The organism is Achromobacter pestifer (genome assembly GCF_902859625.1).
Classification (GTDB): domain Bacteria; phylum Pseudomonadota; class Gammaproteobacteria; order Burkholderiales; family Burkholderiaceae_B; genus Achromobacter; species Achromobacter pestifer.
Map to the genome: position 1 here is coordinate 40,089 of NZ_CADIJX010000009.1, position 16,040 is coordinate 56,128.

Below are 16,040 nucleotides of genomic sequence, written 5' to 3' on the forward strand. Positions count from 1 at the left end.
CGTAATGCGTTTAGCGGTTGTTCTGCTGGATCTTCTGCTGCTTTTCAAGACGGTTGTCGACGTACGCTTGAGCGCGCAGTTGGTCGAGCCAATCTTCAAAGGCAGGTTGAGCACGGCGTTCAAACAGGATCTGACGCGCCTTCATGCGGGCCAGTTCGTCGGTAACGTCATGCTGGCGGCGCTCTTCAACCTGGATCAAGTGCCAACCGAAAGGCGACTGGATCGGGGGGCTGATTTCGCCCGGCTTCAAGGCGTTCATGGCGGCCTCGAACGGCGGCACGGTTTCGCCCGGGTTCAACCACCCCAGTTCGCCGCCTTGCGGGGCGTTCGAATCCTGCGAATACTGACGCGCCATGTCTTCAAACTTCGCGTCGCCGGCCACCAGACGCTGGCGCACCTGTTCCAGGCGCTGACGCGCGGTTTCGTCGCTCATGACGGTGGACGTCTTGATCAGGATATGGCGCGCACGGGTCTGCATGACTTCCGTGGGGCCTTGCTGGGCGGGCGCGGGTTGCGGACGCGCAGCAGGTTGCGGAGCCTGCGCGGGCGCGGGCGCGCGGGCGGTACGCCCCGGAGCCGGTTGCGCCATGCCGCGGTCCATCACCTTGATGATGTGGAAACCGTTGCCGCTCTGAATCAGGTTCGTCACTTCGCCCTTCTGCAGATTGCCGATGGCCTTGACGAACAAATCGGGCCAGCCGTCCAGCGGACGCACGCCCATGACACCGCCTTGCAAGGCTTCTGGGCCATCCGAGGCTGCGGCCGCCAAGCTGGCGAAATCATCGCCGCGCTTGGCGCGCGCCAGGATGCCTTCCGCTTTCTTGCGCAAGGCGGACAGTTGTTCGGGTGAAGAACCTTCCGGCACGCGCACCAGAATCTGTGCCAATGCGTAGAGCATGGGGCCCGACGGCGCCGCCGCCTGTTCGGGCGCGGGTTCCGGTTGGGCCTGCGGCTGGGGCGCCGCTTGGGGCGACGCGCCAAACGCCGGATTGCGGCGCTGGTCCTTCAGGAAAGCATCCACTTCGGTGTCGGAAATGACAATGGTGGAATCCACGGCGCGCTGGCGCAGGCGATCCGTGCGGATCTCATCGCGCAGCGATTTGCGATAGGCATCCCACGTCGTGCCCGACTTTTCAATTTCACTGCGCAGTTGCGCCACGCTGATCTTGTTGCGCCCCGAAATGGTCTGGATGGCCTGATCGACCTGGGCGTCATCCACACGGATACCAAGGCGGTCGGCCTCATGGCGCTGCACGCGCTCCATGATCAGGCGCTGCAAGACCTGGTGTTGCAAGGTCTGGTCGTCGGGCACCTGGATGCCGCGCGACTTCAGTTCGGCGGAAATGCGAAGCGACGCATCACGCAATTCGCGCAGCGTGATCACATCTTTGTCGACCACGGCCGCGATACCGTCAACAAACTGCTCGCCCTTGGCGGCGGGCGCCGCAGCAGCGGGTGCGGCCTTGGCGCCATTATTCGCGGCCCGGCCTGTCTGCTCGGCCGCGTGCACGGCGGGCAGGCTGGCGCAAAGGGCCAACAACAGCGCGCTGCCGGACAGGCGGCGCAAAGAGTGCAACCTACGCATCATTCATACCTTTCAAATGTGGTCCCAGCCGGCACGGGCGGTGTAATGCTGGTGTAGCCGGGGATACTTCTGTTCAGCAGGTTCATCGGATCGGTTCCCAGGGAACCCAGACCGGTCAGCTCAAGCTGGAAGAACACTGCGGAGTTGGCGTCCGTAGCCGATACGGCATAGCGCTGATAGACCACACGGCCCACCCAGCAGCAATCGCCTTTGTACTCCAGGCCGGCAATGGCCTGCGTGACGCGGGGGGATTCCGTCGTGTTGGCCACCGTGCTGGACGGCCCCGAACGCAAGGAATAATCCACCCGGCCAACGCCGTACCAACGCTTGGAGAATGGCCACTGTAGCGCCAGGCTGACCTGGTTCTGGCCTTGCGGCTGATACTGAACCCCGGTTTGGGGGTCGCGTTGATAACGGTAGGACACCGCCACCGTCGTCAGACGTTGCGGCGACCAGCGCGCGCTGATCAATCCACGCGACCACTGGTTGTCGTACGGATTGTATTGCGCCGCCACCTCGGTGCTGAGCGTGTCGGTCAGCGCGGCGCTGGCGCCCACCAGGAAGTCGGAGCGCACGTTTTCACGCGGGGTTTCGCCGGGCAAGGTCACTTGCTGGTCCGCGAAATACAGGCGCTGCGCCACGGCCAGCGACAAGCGCTCGAAACCGGTGTTGGCATCCAGCCAGCGCGTCGTCAACGCCGCCGTCAACTGGTTCGCATTGGAGATGCGGTCCCAGCCCCCGGTGTAGATATTCTCTTCAAAGGCCTGCGAGAAGCTGAAATCCGCCAGCGACGTGTCAAAGACCGGCAGTTTGGATTGATCCCGGTACGGCACGCGCAGGTAGTACAGGCGCGGCTCCAGGGTCTGCGTGGAGGCCTTGCCGAACAGCGAGGTATCGCGTTCAAAGATCAAGCCGGCATCCAGGGACATGATCGGCACCGTGCGCGATTGCGTCGCCGGATAGCCGAAAGACGTGCCTGCGTTGGCGGTCCCCGAATTAAGGCCCAGCCAATCGCTGCCATACCAATTGGTCTGGTACTGCGTGTAGTTCACGCCCGCCTTCGGGATGATGAACCAGCCCGGCCGCACGATCGGATAGGACACCGTCGGGTAGGACTGCAAGCGGTCGCCTTCGGGGCCGCTGCGTTTGCCGGCCACCATGGGAATCTGGAAGCGCACGGCGGTCGACGTCCAGTCCACATCGAAACCGCCCCAGTCATACCGCGCACCGCGCAAGTAAAGCTCGGGCAACTTGTCGTAGGGGGGAATCAGCGGCGCATCCGGATCTTGCAGGGTCTGGTACTTATAAACCTGCGCGTACGTGCTCCAGTACGTCGAGGCCCAGCCCACGCGAGCGCGCTGCGGCAGGTAGGTCGTCGATGCCTGGTTCAACCCCAGTTGGGAAATGTCCCGGAAATAGTTGTCGTCCGATACCTTGGCGACGTCCCAGTCGGCGTAGAACCCATGCGAGAACGTCTGCTGATGACGCCACCAGTACATCCAGCGATCTTCGCTGGTGACGTTGTCGTTGGGCAGATAGGTGCCGTCCACGGTGCCCGTGTAACCCGCGCCCAGATAGCGAAATTCCGCACCCAACTGCAAGCCGCGCTTGGAGAAATAACGGGGCTGAATCGTCGCGTCATAGTTGGGCGCCAGATTCATGTAGTACGGCAGCGAGAAATCGAAGCCGCCTTGGCTGGTCGTGCCGTAGGTCGGCATCAGGAAGCCCGACTTGCGTTCTTTCTTGACCGGGAAGGTCATGTAGGGCGACGCCAGAATCGGCACGTCCTTGAAATACAGCACGCCATTGCGCGCCACGCCTTCGTTCTCGTCGAAATCGATATCGACGGTGTTGGCCTTGATATACCAGGATGGCGTCTCGCAGGAGCAGCCACTGTATGTCACGGTGTGCAGCCGCATCTGCGACTTGCTGAAGAGATCGGCGTGCTCGGCAACGGCGAAACCTCCGGTGGCGCCCATCCAGAAGTTGGGTTTTTCGATTTCGCCGGAGTACTTGTCCACGTTGAACTTGGCGCTCGGACCAGTCACCAGCGTGCCGTCGCGCATCATGCGTGCACTGCCCTGCACGTCGACTTCGCCGGTATCCTTGCGGTAATTGATGCGGTCGCCCTTGATCACACCGTCGATGCGGCGCACTTGCGCGCTGCCGGTCAGGGTCAGGTCGGACTCAGGATCGCCCTCGATGCTGTCCGCTTCCATATAGGCGGGGATGCTGCCATCTGGCAGCCGATGCACCCGCAAACCGGGAGACGTGCGCAGCGTGGGCGCTGCGGGCGACGCGGTAGCGGACGATGCGGCGGGAGCCGGATCCTGGCTGCCTTGAGCCTGAACGGCCCCGGCGGCGACGCTGACAGCAGAGAGGATCAACCACCGAACCTTGCGCACGAGTGAAAACAGCCCTTTTTGACGATGGGAGAACCAGGCACCGGCGCCTGCGGAGGGCCAATGCGAACGGAAACGAGCCGGTATTATAGAGAAGCCGCGCCATACGCCCAGCCTTATGTGCGCCGAACGTAATTTTCAGCAATATTGCCTTTCTGACACGGATTTTCCTTGAAAAACGATCACGACTCCCGCCTGACGCTGATCCGCAATTGGCTGGAAGGCCTGCCCGCCGACCTGAATCTGGCCGTGGACACGCTGCGCCCGGCCTCCGCGGACGCCAGTTTCCGCCGGTATTTCAGGTTGGACGCCGGCGAGCGCACCTTGATTGTCATGGACGCGCCCCCCGCCCATGAAGACTGCCGCCCCTTCCTGCATGTCGGACAGTTGCTGGCGGACGCCGGCCTGAATGTGCCCAAGGTGCTGGCCCAGGACCTGGACCAAGGCCTGCTGCTGCTGTCCGACCTGGGCGAGCAGACCTATTACCAGCGCATCCAGGCCGGGCTGCCCGACAGCCAGCTTCAGACGATGTATCGCGAAGCGCTGGCCGCCCTGGTCCAGTTGCAACAGGCGTCCACCACCGGGTTGGCGACGTACGACACCGCCCGCCTGGCCGATGAGCTCAAGTTGTTCCCCGAGTGGTACGTGCAAAAGCATCACGGCATGGCGCTGGACGACAAGACCTCAAATGCGCTTGAGAAGATCTTCGCGCTGCTGTCGGCCAGCAATGGCGGGCAGGCGCAGGTGCTGGTGCACCGCGACTTCCACTCGCCCAACCTGATGGTCTGCGATCAGCCGCAATATGGCCCCAATCCCGGCATCATTGATTTCCAGGATGCGCTGGCCGGCCCGATCACCTATGACCTGGCGTCTTTGGTCACCGATGCCCGCACCACCTGGGAAGAGCCGCAACAATTGGATTGGGCAATTCGCTACTGGGAAATGGCACGTGCCGCCGGCCTGCCGGTAGATGCCGACTTCGCCGATTTCCACCGCGCCTACGAATGGATGGGACTACAGCGCAACCTGCGCATCCTGGGCGTATTCGCGCGACTGAACCACCGCGACGGCAAGACGCATTACCTGGCCCACATGCCCCGGGTGAACGCCTATGTGCGCCAGGTTGCCCAGCGCTACGGCGTCTTCACGCCGCTGCTGCGGCTGCTGGACAAGCTGGACGACCGTCAGGTCAGCGTCGGATACACCTTCTGATGCAGGCCATGATTCTTGCCGCAGGCCGCGGCGAACGCATGCGCCCGCTGACCGACAGCCTGCCCAAACCCCTGCTGGTGGTCGGCGGCAAGCCGTTGATCGTCTGGCACCTGGAGCGCCTGGCCGCAGCCGGCATCCGCGATGTCGTCATCAACCACGCCTGGCTGGGGCACGAGATCGAACGCGCGCTGGGCGACGGCAGCGCGTTCGACGTGCGTATCCGCTATTCAGCGGAAGGCACCGCGCTGGAAACCGCCGGCGGCATCGCCCAAGCGCTGCCGCTACTGGGGGACGCGCCCTTTCTCGTGATGAACGGTGACGTCTGGTGTGACTGGAACCCCTCGGCCGCCCCCGATCTTGCCGCCAGCCTGCCTGACGGCGGCGCCTGGTTGCTGATGGTGGACAACCCCGTCCAGCATCCCAACGGCGATTTCCGGCTGGCGCCCGACGGCCATCTGCACCCCCTGGGGGAACCTCGTTTGACCTACGCAGGGATCGCCGTCTACCATCCCTCGTTGTTTGCGGACGTCCCGCGCGGCGAGGCAATGCCCATGCTGCCCCTTTTCCGGCAAGCGATGGCCAAGCACCTGGCGCGCGGCACGCACCATACCGGTCGCTGGACCGATGTCGGCACCCCGCAACGGCTTGCCGACCTGGACGCCGAGCTTCACGCCGCGGCGCGCTGATGCTCACATATTTCACAATATCAAGGTGCGCAACCAGGATTTTCCGCGCACCCAACGCCCCCGGGTAACGGGGTATTCTCTGACGCTTTGGCACGTGCGGACACCGTACGGACGAGCAACACACAGGAAGTTTTCTAGGAATGGGGATGTTTGGAAGATCGCAACGGGCTGTATTCAAGCCGTCTGTATACCAACCCGGTCAACGCACTCGGCGCCTGCCGCGCTGGCTCGTCCTGCTTCTGGTGGGGATTGCCCTGGGTGCGGGCGGCGTGCTCTTCCTGCAAACCAACTACGGCCCGCAACGCCTGACCGTAGAGCAGTCCGAGTCGCTGCACAGCGAACTTAGCGCTTCCAACCTGGAGCGCCAACGCCTCCAGACCCAGCTAGACGAAGCCACTCAGCAGCGCGACGCCAACAAGTCCGGCCATGAAAAGCTGACGACCGACCTGACGGAGGCGCGTGCCAAGATCGAGACGCTGAACAAGGAACTGGTCCTGTTCCAGGACGCCATGCCTGCCGATCCGCGCGGCGGCAACCTGGGCATCCGCTCGGCCACCTTCAAGCGGGCCCCCGGCCAATTGGACTACCAGGTACTGGTCATGCGCGAAGAGCGCACCGGCGCCCCCTTCAAGGGCACGCTCACGTTCTCCGTTGATGGCACCTACCCGAACGGTCGCGCCGCCACCGTCACGCCTGAAGGCCCGACGCTGAATGTGGACCGCTACGACTACGCGCTGGGCCAGATGAAGCTGCCCGACGGCTTCACCCCCAAGGTGGTGGTGCTGCGCGTGATGGATGGCGGCCAGAAGCAGCAGGCGATGCGCATCTATTACGTGCGCAACTGATATCCACAGGTAGTACATGGAAAATCCGCCAGATCTGGCGGATTTTTTTTGTCTACGCAAAATAGTTGCGCGCGCAACTTTTCAAGAATATAGTTGCGCAAACAACCATATCTCAGAGACAAGATGCCGCTCCCCTCGCACGTTCCCGTTCTGATTGCCGGCGGAGGCCCGGTCGGCCTGACGCTTGCCGCTTTATTGGCCGAATACGGCATCGCCTCGCTGACCGTGGAGGCCGATGAGGGCTACTGCACCGGTAGCCGCGCCATTTGCATTTCGCGTCGATCACAGGAAATCCTGGGGTGGGCCGGCGCGGACCAGCCGCTGCTGGCCACCGGATTGGCCTGGACCGGCGGACGCAGCTATTACCGCGACCGCGAAGTCCTGCACTTCGAAATGCCGCATGATCCGCTGCAACGCTATGCGCCGATGGTCAACATCCAGCAATACTCGGTTGAGGAATACGCGCATCAGGCCATGCAGCGCCATCCTGGGCTGGCCACGCTGCAATGGTCGGCCCGCCTGGCCGGACTGCGCGCGGACGCCAACGGCGTCACCGTTGACGTCGATGCCGACGGCCAGCGCCAGACCGTGCGCGCCGACTGGCTGATCGCGTGCGACGGCGGTCGCAGCACGGTGCGCGAGTCCATGGGCCTGAAGCTGGAAGGCATGCAATACGACGGCCGCTACGTCATCGTTGACATCGAACAAGCCTCTGACCGCCCCGTCGAACGGCTGGCCTGGTTTGACCCGCCATCCAATCCCGGCTCGACGCTGTTGATGCACCGGCAACCGGGCAACGTATGGCGGGTGGACTATCAGATCCGCGACGACGAAGATCCCGACGAAGCCGTCAAGCCTGAAAACGTGCTGCCTCGCGTGCAAAGCCATCTGGACATGATCGGCGAGACCGCGCCCTGGAAGCCGTTGTGGATTTCCATCTACAACGCCAAATGCCTGACGCTGGACCAGTACCGCCACGGCCGCGTGCTGTTCGCGGGCGACGCCGGCCACCTGGTGCCGATCTTCGGCGTGCGCGGCCTGAACTCCGGCCTGGACGACGCCGGCAACCTGGCCTGGAAACTGGCTTGGGTGCTGAAAGGCCAGGCGCCCGACACGCTGCTGGACAGCTACAGTGTTGAACGTGTCCACGCCACCCGCCAGAACCTGGCCTACGGCGCCAAGAGCACCGAATTCATGGCTCCGCCGGACTTCGGCTTCCGGTTGATGCGAGAAGCCGCGCTACGCCTGGCGCTGGCGGACGACTCCGTGCGGTCCTTGATCAACCCGCGCCAATCCGCGCCGATCTCATACGACACCTCGCCGCTGAATCTGCATGACGGCGCGCCCCTGGCCGGCCCCGCCGCCGCACCCGGCCAACCGGCCCCCGACGCGCTGCTGCAAGACGGAGAAACGCCACGCTATCTGAGCGAGTGCTTCGGTGGCGGTTTCGTGGCGCTGGCCGTATCGCCCACCGACGCCCAGGCGGCGGATCTGGACACGCTGGCAGCGGCTACGCAAGGCTTGCCGCATCCCTTGCGCGTCGTGCGAACAGGCGCGGGCCCCCGTGACTGGAACGACGCCCACGGCCAACTGCAACAACGCTATGGTTCAGCAGCCGGCACCGTTTATCTGCTGCGGCCCGACGGCTATGTGCTGGGCCGCTGGACGGCGCCCGACGCCGCCCGTCTGCGCGCCGCCCTCGCCCCCTATTACCCCTCGATTGCCCTACCCGCTCAACAGGAAGGCCAAGCATGAACCCCGACGAATTGGACCAGGTCTATACCGGCATGGCGCAGGCGCTGACGCGCGTGGGCGAATCTCAAGCGACGCTCTTCCTGTCGATTCTGGGGTTGTCGCTGCTAAGCCGGCAGCCGGATGCCACGACCGCGCTGGCGCTGCTGGCGCAGGCCGAAAGCGCCTGCCTCGGTGAAGAGCCTGTGGCAAACTATCCCGCCGCCACTCCTGCCCGTCCGACGTGAAACCGCCCGCCCTGGAACGATTCCTGACGTATCGCCTGCACGTGCTCAACAAGATCACGGATCGCGACACGAATCGCGCCTATCTGGCCGACTGCGGCATCCCTTTGGGCGAAGCGCGCTGCCTGGCAGCAATCGGCCGCTACGCGCCACTATCCGTCAACGACCTGGCCCGATCCGCCAACCTGAACAAGGGCCAGGCCAGCCGCTCCGCGCAAGCGCTGGTTGAACGCGGTCTGGTCGAAAAGACACTATCCGCTTCTGACGGACGTGGCGTGGTACTGACGCCAACCGAGGCGGGCATCGCCCAATACGAACGCATCATTGCCTTGATCGCGCAACGCAATGACGAGATCTTCGGCTGCCTGGATGCCGGCGAACAGCGCATCCTGGGCGACATGCTCGATCGCTTGATCGAGCATCTGCAAAGCCGCGAAGACCACGCCGAAGACGACTAGGCGTCCGATTTCGGCGCGGTTGCGCCCATCTGCGCGGCGGCCTCGTCCATGAACTGCGCCATGCGCACATCCAGTTCGGTCACGCCGCCCGCATCATGGGTGGTCAGCGTCACGTCCACCCGGTTGTAGACGTTGGTCCACTCCGGGTGGTGGTTCAGCTTTTCCGCGAACATGGCCACCCGCGCCATGAAGCCAAACGCGGCGTTGAAGTTCGGAAAGCGAAAGCGCTTCTCGATGGCGTCGCGCGACGCCACGGCCTGCCAGCCGGACAACGCGGCCACGGCGATATCAGTGCCAATACGGGCGGGTGGGAACATGCTCATGACAGACCTTATTGCTTGACCGCGTATAGATAGATTTCCACGCGCCGGTTCAGCGCGCGCCCTTCGGCGGTCGCATTATCGCCGATGGGATCATTGGGGCCACGCCCCTCCACCGCCATGCGTCCGGCCGCCACGCCCTGCTTGCCCAGATAGTCCGTCACGCTCTTGGCGCGGTTGACCGACAAGGTCTGGTTATGCGCAAGCGCACCCGTGCTGTCCGTATGGCCAACCACCTTGGTGCGTAGTTCCGGGTGTTGATTGAGCGAACGCGCCACGCTGTCCAACACCGGCAACAACGCCGGCTTCAGCTGCGTCTTGTCCGTGTCGAAGGAGACGCCGCTGGGAATATTCACCTTCAGGCTGCCATCCGGCATTTCCACGACGTCGATCCCCAAGGAGGATGCGCCCGACTGCTGCACATCCTCTTTCACGACCTTCCAGTTGTAGCCCACCAGACCACCCGCCACCGCGCCGATACCCGCGCCGATCGCGGCTCCCGTGCCGTGCCCGATCAAGGCGCCGATGCCGGCGCCAACCGCCGCGCCCGCCCCCGTGCCCACCGCCGTGTTCGTCTGCTGCTGCGTGGCGCATCCCGCCAACAACGCGCCCGCCGCCGCGACCACCGCGATCCGGTTGAACATTGTTCTTGAGTTCATGGCAACCTCCACTATCCCGTCGGTACGCCGGATCATTCCGGCGTAAACCATGCTAGCAAGTGGATGACGGGCGACCAGCAACATTTTGTGTTGCCCAAACCGCGAAACGGAGCCTCAACCCCGCTTGAAACACCGATCAACCGGCATGGAACCGGGCCAGCCAGGGCTGCGCCTCCTCCAAGCGGGGCGATACCCGCTCCGGCTGCGGTGCGCCTTCCGGCAATGACAGCCCCACCCGGTTGTGCCAATACGTGCGCATTCCGACCTTGCTGGTGCCAAACAGGTCATAGCCAGAACCGGCGACAAACGCGGCATCTGCCGGCGCCACCTGCAAACGCGCCAGCGCCAACGCATAGGGGCGCGGATCAGGCTTGTAGAAGCCGGCTTCCTCGGACGTCACCACCACATCCCAGTCCACGCCCAACAGGCCGGCGGCACGGTGCCCCAAACGGGCCGAACAGTTGGTAACCACGCCCAGCAGGCAATGCGGGCGCAAGGCCTGCAACAATTCGCGCGCTCCGTCCCACGCGGGCAATTCGTCCCAGTGCGCTTCCAGCGCCGCCGGCGCGCTGGCAGGGAGCCCCACGGCCGCCGCGGCCTCTTCCACCAATTGCTCGTAGGGCTGATACGCGCCGCAGCCATAAGTGCGGCGCAGGTACTCCGCACGCCAGGCGCGGCCCTTGGCCTCGGTGCCCGCAGCGCGGTTCCAGACCGTCCACGAATCCAGCAAGGCGGTCAGCAGATCAAACAGCACCGCGCGCGGGTAGCCGGAAGGAACGGGGGTAGCAGGGAAATCGGGCATGCGGGTGCTCCTTGGATGGCATGACAGCCACTATAAAGAGCCCCGCGTGCGCTGTGATTTAGTCAGGGTTCACTCACCGTTAAGCCCAGGCTTAATACTCAGCTACCATCTATAGGTCGCCGTAGCCAGTACCGTGCGCAGCTCGCCATAGCGGCAATCGCCTTGGCTGCAATTGCTCAGATAGGCCTTGTTGGTCACATTGCGCACGTTCAGCGCCAGATTCCAGCGTTGGATCTGGTAGCCGATCATGGCGTCGAACAAGGTGTAGGACGGCAATTTGGCGGACGCCGATTCCGCATAGCCCTGATTTGGCCCGGTGTAACGCGCGCCCGCGCCCACCTTGATGCCTGACTGAAAGCGGTAGTCGGTCCACAATGCGAATTGGTTGCGCGACACCGCCTGCATCTGCTTGCCGACCTCGCTGGGCGTACTGCTGGCCGTGACGTCGGCTTTCGGCGTGTACGTGTACGCAGCCACGACATTCATTTGCGGCACGGGGCGGAACGACGCCTCGAACTCCAGTCCGCGTACCTGTACTTCGCCCGTCTGTTTGGGCAGAAAATCCTGCGTATAAGTGATGTAGTTGCGGCGCCGCAGATCAAAAGCCGCAACGCTGTAGCGGCTGGTTCCGCCGGGCGGCTCATAACGGATACCCACTTCGTACTGCCGACCCGTCTCGGGCCTCATAGGGTTGTTGGTGACTGGGTCGATCGTTGCGGTGGGCGAGAACGATTCCGCGTAACTAAAATAAGGCGCGATACCGCTCGGATGCAGGTAAACCAAACCGCCCCGGCCGCTGAAGTTGTGCTCGGAGACTTTAGTCCGGGAACCGTCGATATTGCTGTTGACGTCGGCCGACGCACGGTCATACCGACCGCCCAGGGTCGCTACCCAATTACCCCACTTAATCTGGTCTTGCAGATACAGGCCGGTCTGCGCCAGCTTGGTGGTGCCGTCGAACCACGGTTCGGCGGTCACCACGGAACTGCCGTGCACAGGCGAATAGCCATCGATCGGATCGACCGCGCCATCGTTATAGGTGGCTTGGTAATTGCGTGAATGCTGGTAATCCAGCCCCACAAGCAAGGTGTGCTGCCAGTCGCCCAGCCGTACCTTGGCCTGGGCCTGGTTATCGAGGGTGAAGAGCCGTGCGTTCTCGTTGCTGCCGAAGGGATAACGGCTCAACAGGCGAAAATTGGCGGGGTCGTCGGGCGTATCGGCGTGCACGGTCTCGAACCCGCGCACATAGACTTGCCGATAATCCACGCTGGTATAGCCGTAACGAGCGTTCTGGCGGACTGTCCAGGTGTCATTGAAGCGATGCTCCAACAGGTAGCCGACCATCCATTGCTCCTGGTGGAAGCGATCGAAATCGGGTTCGCCCACATAGGTCTTGGGCGAGAACTTGCCATTGGGGTTGGACCGCAGGGTGCCCGCTTCGGGGAAGCTGCCGTACGAACTACCGTCGCGTACTCTCAGGTAGTGAGACAACAGGGTCAACGTGGTGTCACTCGACGGCTTGATCGTCAGCGCCGGCGCAATGAAAAAGCGGTCATTCGGCAGGCCACTGGCGGGCAATTCCGCATCGCGCGCCAATCCCGTCACACGGTAAAGCACCTTGCCATCCTCATCGACGGGGCCGGAAAAATCCGCAGCAACCACACGTCGGGCGTTGCTGCCGAGCTGAATTTCCATTTCGTGTAGCGGTTCGTCAGTGGGACGTTTGCTGACGACATTGATCATGCCTCCCGCGCCGTTCTGCCCGTACAGTACCGAGGTCGGCCCGCGCAGCACTTCGATTCGCTCCGCCCCGTAGACCTCGGTCTGCCAAACCGCCCAACTGTTGTTGTTGCGTAGCTGTAAACCGTCCAGGTAGTAGCCCGGCGTCTGCGCGTCGAAGCCCCGAATGATCGTCCAGTCAAACCGCGAATCCGCTCCCCAAGGCGCCGTATTGATCCCCGGCGTGTACGACAGGCTTTCCTTCAAGCGTGAAGCGCCGATTTCCTTAATGAAGTCCGCGGACACCACCGAGATCGATTGCGGAGTTTCCAGGATGGAACTGTCGGTCTTGGTACCGGTGGCGCTGCGCTTGGCAAGATAACCATCCACCGGCCCGGTGGCCGATTCCGCGCTTCCCGTCACTGTCACGGCAGGCAGCGTGGTGGCGCCACGCGAATCGACGGCATCGGAAGCCGGCGCCAGACGCAGGGAATAGGCGCCTCCCCCGCCTTGCACTATGCGCATTCCCTGCCCGCGCAGCAGCTCGGCAAAGCCGTCCTGCACACCATAGCGGCCATGTAGACCCGCCGACGTCTTGCCCTGGATCAGCGCAGCATCCACCGACAACTCCACACCCGCCTCGCTGGCGTACTGGTTGAGCGTACGATCCAGCGGGCCAGCGGGAATGTTGTAGCTCCGCAGGGAGTTGCTCGGGGCAGGACGGACGGATTGAGCTTGCGCGGCCGGCATGGCAAGCAGCGGTGATCCCAGCATTGCTCCCAGGAGGCACGCGCGTAACGCAAAGACAGCGCCCGCAGAGGCATGGGCCGGCGGGGAACGAAGGGGAATCAGGTCAAGGGTACGGCGGCGTGCCATCGGTCGGTTCCAGAAAGTACGGAAGAAAGGGGCCTATGACGTCTTCCGAACGAACCGGCGAATTCCTCAATGCCTGGCGAAAAAAAATTGCAGCAACACAGGAGCAGCCCGCTATGCGGGCCGCTTGGCATGCACCGTGACCCAATATGGCGTGCGATAGGTCACTGCTAGCGGAAGACCCAGCGTCAGGTTCCGCAAGGCCCGGTCGGTATCCAGCAACGAAAACACGCCCGTTACCCTCCAATCCGAGACGGCAGGATCGCAACGCAGGAAACCAGTCCGGTAACGTCCCAACTCCTCCAGGAAATCTGATACCCGCATACTTTCCGCCACCAACGTGCCGCGCGACCACGCCGTCTCGGTTTCACGCGCGGCCACGGGCAGCTCCGCCCGTTCCGCCGAAAATGTCGTGCGTTCGCCGCTGTTGACACGGACGACGCCTCCCGGCGCTCCGGCCGCCTGCGCGGGATAGACGTCAACCGCACCTTCAAAAACTGCCACGCGGGACAGATGAGCATTCTGGCGCAATAAGAAACTCGTACCCAGCGCCTGCACCATGCCGTGACGGCTTTGCGCCCGAAAGGGACGATGCACCGACGCCGTGTCAGGCGAGGTCGTCACCAGGATCTCGCCGCTCTTGACGATCACGCGGCGCTCGGTGGCATCGAAGCGCAAGTCGATCGCCGTTCGAGTATTCAACATAACGCTCGTGCCGTCAGGCAGGAACACCTCGCGAATTTCTCCTGTGCCGGTGTGATAATCCGCCAGCGCCGCCTGCCAACTATCGGCCTCGCGCAGCACCAGCGCCGTGCCCCCTGCCGCCACGGCCAAGCCCAGGGCCTGTAGTGCCCGACGCCGGCCCTTGGATGGCGTCTCGAGCAAGACTCGGCCGGCCCCCGGACTGGCGGCAAGGCCAAGCTTGGCCTCCATGATCTGCAAGCGAGACCAGGCGCGATCGTGGTCGGGGTGCTCGGCACGCCACCGGGCACAGGCCTGCAAATCCGCTTCCGACGCGGTGCCGGACCACAGCCGCGCCATCCATTCCGATGCCTGCCGGACAGTCGCGGGATCGATCGGCCCGCTGGTCCGCGCCGCCTCAGCCCGCGTCATCGTAAAGCGCCTGATAGCAAGCCAGCAGCGCGGCCGCCACATACTTTTCCACCGACGACACCGACACATTCAGCCGTTTGGCAATCTCTTGATAGCCCAACCCGTCCAACTTGCAAAGCAGTAGCGCCATGCGCACCTTGGCAGGCAGCTTATGCAGAATGGTGTCGATTTCCACCAACGCCTCCAGCACGAGCGCACGAGCCTCTTCTGATGGCGATTGCGCCTCCGGCAGCAAGGCGACGGCCTCCAGGTAGGCGGCTTCGATCTTGCGGCGGCGGTACAGGTCGATAAGCAGGCCATTGGCCACCTGGGTCAGGTAGCGGCGCGACTGTTCGGGTTGCGGCGTCGTGCCTGATGCGATGATGCGCACATAGGTGTCATGCGCCAGATCGGCGGCGTCAAATGAATTACCCAGCTTCTTGCGCAACCAGCCGCGCAGCCAGCCATGATGGTCGCCATAAAGATTTTCGATAACTTGGGCAGGAGCCCCGGGCACAGACATGATGGGCAGGCTTGGCAATTGACGTCGAGGCAACAGGGCCGAGGCAGCGCCCGAAATAAATGCGAATTATTCTTAATATTAATTTATTCGCGATTCGTTCCGCAAGACACAACGTGTGGACCTGACTGGCGTCAATGTATTGCCTCCGTGGAGGCGCATCGCAGGGTGCATCTGAACGTCAGGGCCGTTTGCCCATCAACAGCGCCAGCCCGAACAACGCGCACAAGCCGCCGACAACCGCCAGCGAGAACGACGGTTCGCGCAGGTTCAACGCCATGACGGCCGACCCGACGGCCAGGACGGTGATCAACGCGCCCACCAGACGCCCACCGGTGGAGCCATAGAAAAAAGTGCGGCGCGCTGGTTCCGTCGCAGCCGGCTGCCGTTTCTGCCAAGCCTCCAGAGCGCTCTGGAATTCCCGCAGCAAGCGCTGGCGGTTAGGCAGGTCAAGCGGGCTCACCAGCAGCGTGGGATACCCACGGCGAACCAGCTTGAGATAATCGTCGGTGCCCCAGGAGGTCAAATCCCCAAAGGCCACCGGAGGACGGCGCGAGAAGGTCAGTCCATCCGCGGTCACCCGGATTTGATTGCGGGTTGGAAAGCCCCTGAAGGCCACGATCGGCGGCGTCAACAGCCCCAGCAGGGCAAGCGCGATAGCCCACCCGAACGGGCCGCGGTTGAACACCACCAGCATGAAGCATCCTGCGGACAGTACGAAGGCCAAGGGCACCGCAAGCTGATGCCAACGGGTGTAGACCGCAGCCTGGATGCCGTCGTTGTTGTTCATGCCTGGGCTCCCTTGCTGGCGGCCTGGATACTCCAGGGCACATTGCCGCGGAAGACGCATTTTTACCCCAGACAATGCAAAAAGCCCACCGTGACCGGTGG

15 protein-coding genes are annotated in these 16,040 nt (G+C 63.4%); 6 read left to right on the plus strand and 9 right to left on the minus strand.

The window, feature by feature from the left end; all coding sequences use genetic code 11:
- Positions 1 to 10: 10 nt before the first annotated feature.
- Positions 11 to 1,588 (minus strand): peptidylprolyl isomerase, encoded by a 1,578-nt coding sequence (locus tag HV753_RS25885; protein ID WP_175177451.1) that lies wholly within the window; start codon positions 1,586 to 1,588, stop codon positions 11 to 13.
- Positions 1,585 to 3,990: an LPS-assembly protein LptD gene (locus HV753_RS25890; RefSeq protein ID WP_175177452.1), complete on the minus strand. Its 2,406-nt coding sequence runs from the start codon at positions 3,988 to 3,990 to the stop codon at positions 1,585 to 1,587. The genes HV753_RS25885 and HV753_RS25890 overlap by 4 nt, the downstream gene beginning before the upstream one ends.
- Before the next feature lie 168 nt (positions 3,991 to 4,158).
- Between HV753_RS25890 and HV753_RS25895 the strand changes: the two genes are divergently transcribed.
- From HV753_RS25895 to HV753_RS25920, 6 genes are all read left to right on the plus strand, one after another.
- A complete protein-coding gene (locus HV753_RS25895) occupies positions 4,159 to 5,199 on the plus strand; it encodes an aminoglycoside phosphotransferase family protein (RefSeq protein ID WP_175177453.1) in 1,041 nt (346 codons plus the stop codon).
- Positions 5,199 to 5,885 (plus strand): N-acetylmuramate alpha-1-phosphate uridylyltransferase MurU, encoded by a 687-nt coding sequence (murU, locus tag HV753_RS25900; RefSeq protein WP_175177454.1) that lies wholly within the window; start codon positions 5,199 to 5,201, stop codon positions 5,883 to 5,885. Before HV753_RS25895 ends, murU begins: the two co-directional genes overlap by 1 nt.
- A gap of 146 nt (positions 5,886 to 6,031) precedes the next feature.
- Positions 6,032 to 6,730, plus strand: coding sequence for a DUF6776 family protein (locus HV753_RS25905; RefSeq protein WP_175177455.1), 699 nt, complete (start codon positions 6,032 to 6,034; stop codon positions 6,728 to 6,730).
- A gap of 123 nt (positions 6,731 to 6,853) precedes the next feature.
- Complete coding sequence (locus HV753_RS25910; RefSeq protein ID WP_175177456.1) at positions 6,854 to 8,485, plus strand: FAD-dependent monooxygenase; 1,632 nt, start codon at positions 6,854 to 6,856, stop codon at positions 8,483 to 8,485.
- Positions 8,482 to 8,709, plus strand: a complete 228-nt coding sequence (locus HV753_RS25915) for a hypothetical protein (RefSeq protein ID WP_175177457.1) — start codon at positions 8,482 to 8,484, stop codon at positions 8,707 to 8,709. The genes HV753_RS25910 and HV753_RS25915 overlap by 4 nt, the downstream gene beginning before the upstream one ends.
- Complete coding sequence (locus HV753_RS25920; RefSeq protein ID WP_175177458.1) at positions 8,706 to 9,164, plus strand: MarR family winged helix-turn-helix transcriptional regulator; 459 nt, start codon at positions 8,706 to 8,708, stop codon at positions 9,162 to 9,164. The genes HV753_RS25915 and HV753_RS25920 overlap by 4 nt, the downstream gene beginning before the upstream one ends.
- On the opposite strand, the gene HV753_RS25925 is transcribed toward HV753_RS25920, so the two are convergent.
- The 7 genes from HV753_RS25925 to HV753_RS25955 form a co-directional block, all read right to left on the minus strand.
- The gene (locus tag HV753_RS25925; RefSeq protein WP_175177459.1) at positions 9,161 to 9,487 is read right to left on the minus strand and encodes a 4a-hydroxytetrahydrobiopterin dehydratase; all 327 of its coding nucleotides are present in this window, start codon (positions 9,485 to 9,487) and stop codon (positions 9,161 to 9,163) included. The two genes, HV753_RS25920 and HV753_RS25925, sit on opposite strands and share 4 nt — an antisense overlap.
- 8 nt (positions 9,488 to 9,495) lie before the next feature.
- Positions 9,496 to 10,143, minus strand: a complete 648-nt coding sequence (locus HV753_RS25930; RefSeq protein ID WP_175177460.1) for a YiaD family glycine zipper/OmpA-like lipoprotein — start codon at positions 10,141 to 10,143, stop codon at positions 9,496 to 9,498.
- Between the two features lie 136 nt (positions 10,144 to 10,279).
- Positions 10,280 to 10,945, minus strand: coding sequence for an HAD family hydrolase (locus HV753_RS25935; RefSeq protein ID WP_175177461.1), 666 nt, complete (start codon positions 10,943 to 10,945; stop codon positions 10,280 to 10,282).
- Positions 10,946 to 11,047: 102 nt separating this feature from the next.
- Positions 11,048 to 13,438 (minus strand): TonB-dependent siderophore receptor, encoded by a 2,391-nt coding sequence (locus HV753_RS25940; protein ID WP_175177462.1) that lies wholly within the window; start codon positions 13,436 to 13,438, stop codon positions 11,048 to 11,050.
- 213 nt (positions 13,439 to 13,651) lie between these two features.
- Positions 13,652 to 14,650 (minus strand): FecR domain-containing protein, encoded by a 999-nt coding sequence (locus HV753_RS25945; RefSeq protein ID WP_175177463.1) that lies wholly within the window; start codon positions 14,648 to 14,650, stop codon positions 13,652 to 13,654.
- Entirely contained in the window at positions 14,637 to 15,152 is a 516-nt protein-coding gene (locus tag HV753_RS25950; protein ID WP_175177464.1) for a sigma-70 family RNA polymerase sigma factor, read from the minus strand. Before HV753_RS25950 ends, HV753_RS25945 begins: the two co-directional genes overlap by 14 nt.
- Before the next feature lie 178 nt (positions 15,153 to 15,330).
- Positions 15,331 to 15,939 (minus strand): hypothetical protein, encoded by a 609-nt coding sequence (locus HV753_RS25955; protein ID WP_175177465.1) that lies wholly within the window; start codon positions 15,937 to 15,939, stop codon positions 15,331 to 15,333.
- Positions 15,940 to 16,040: the final 101 nt, after the last annotated feature.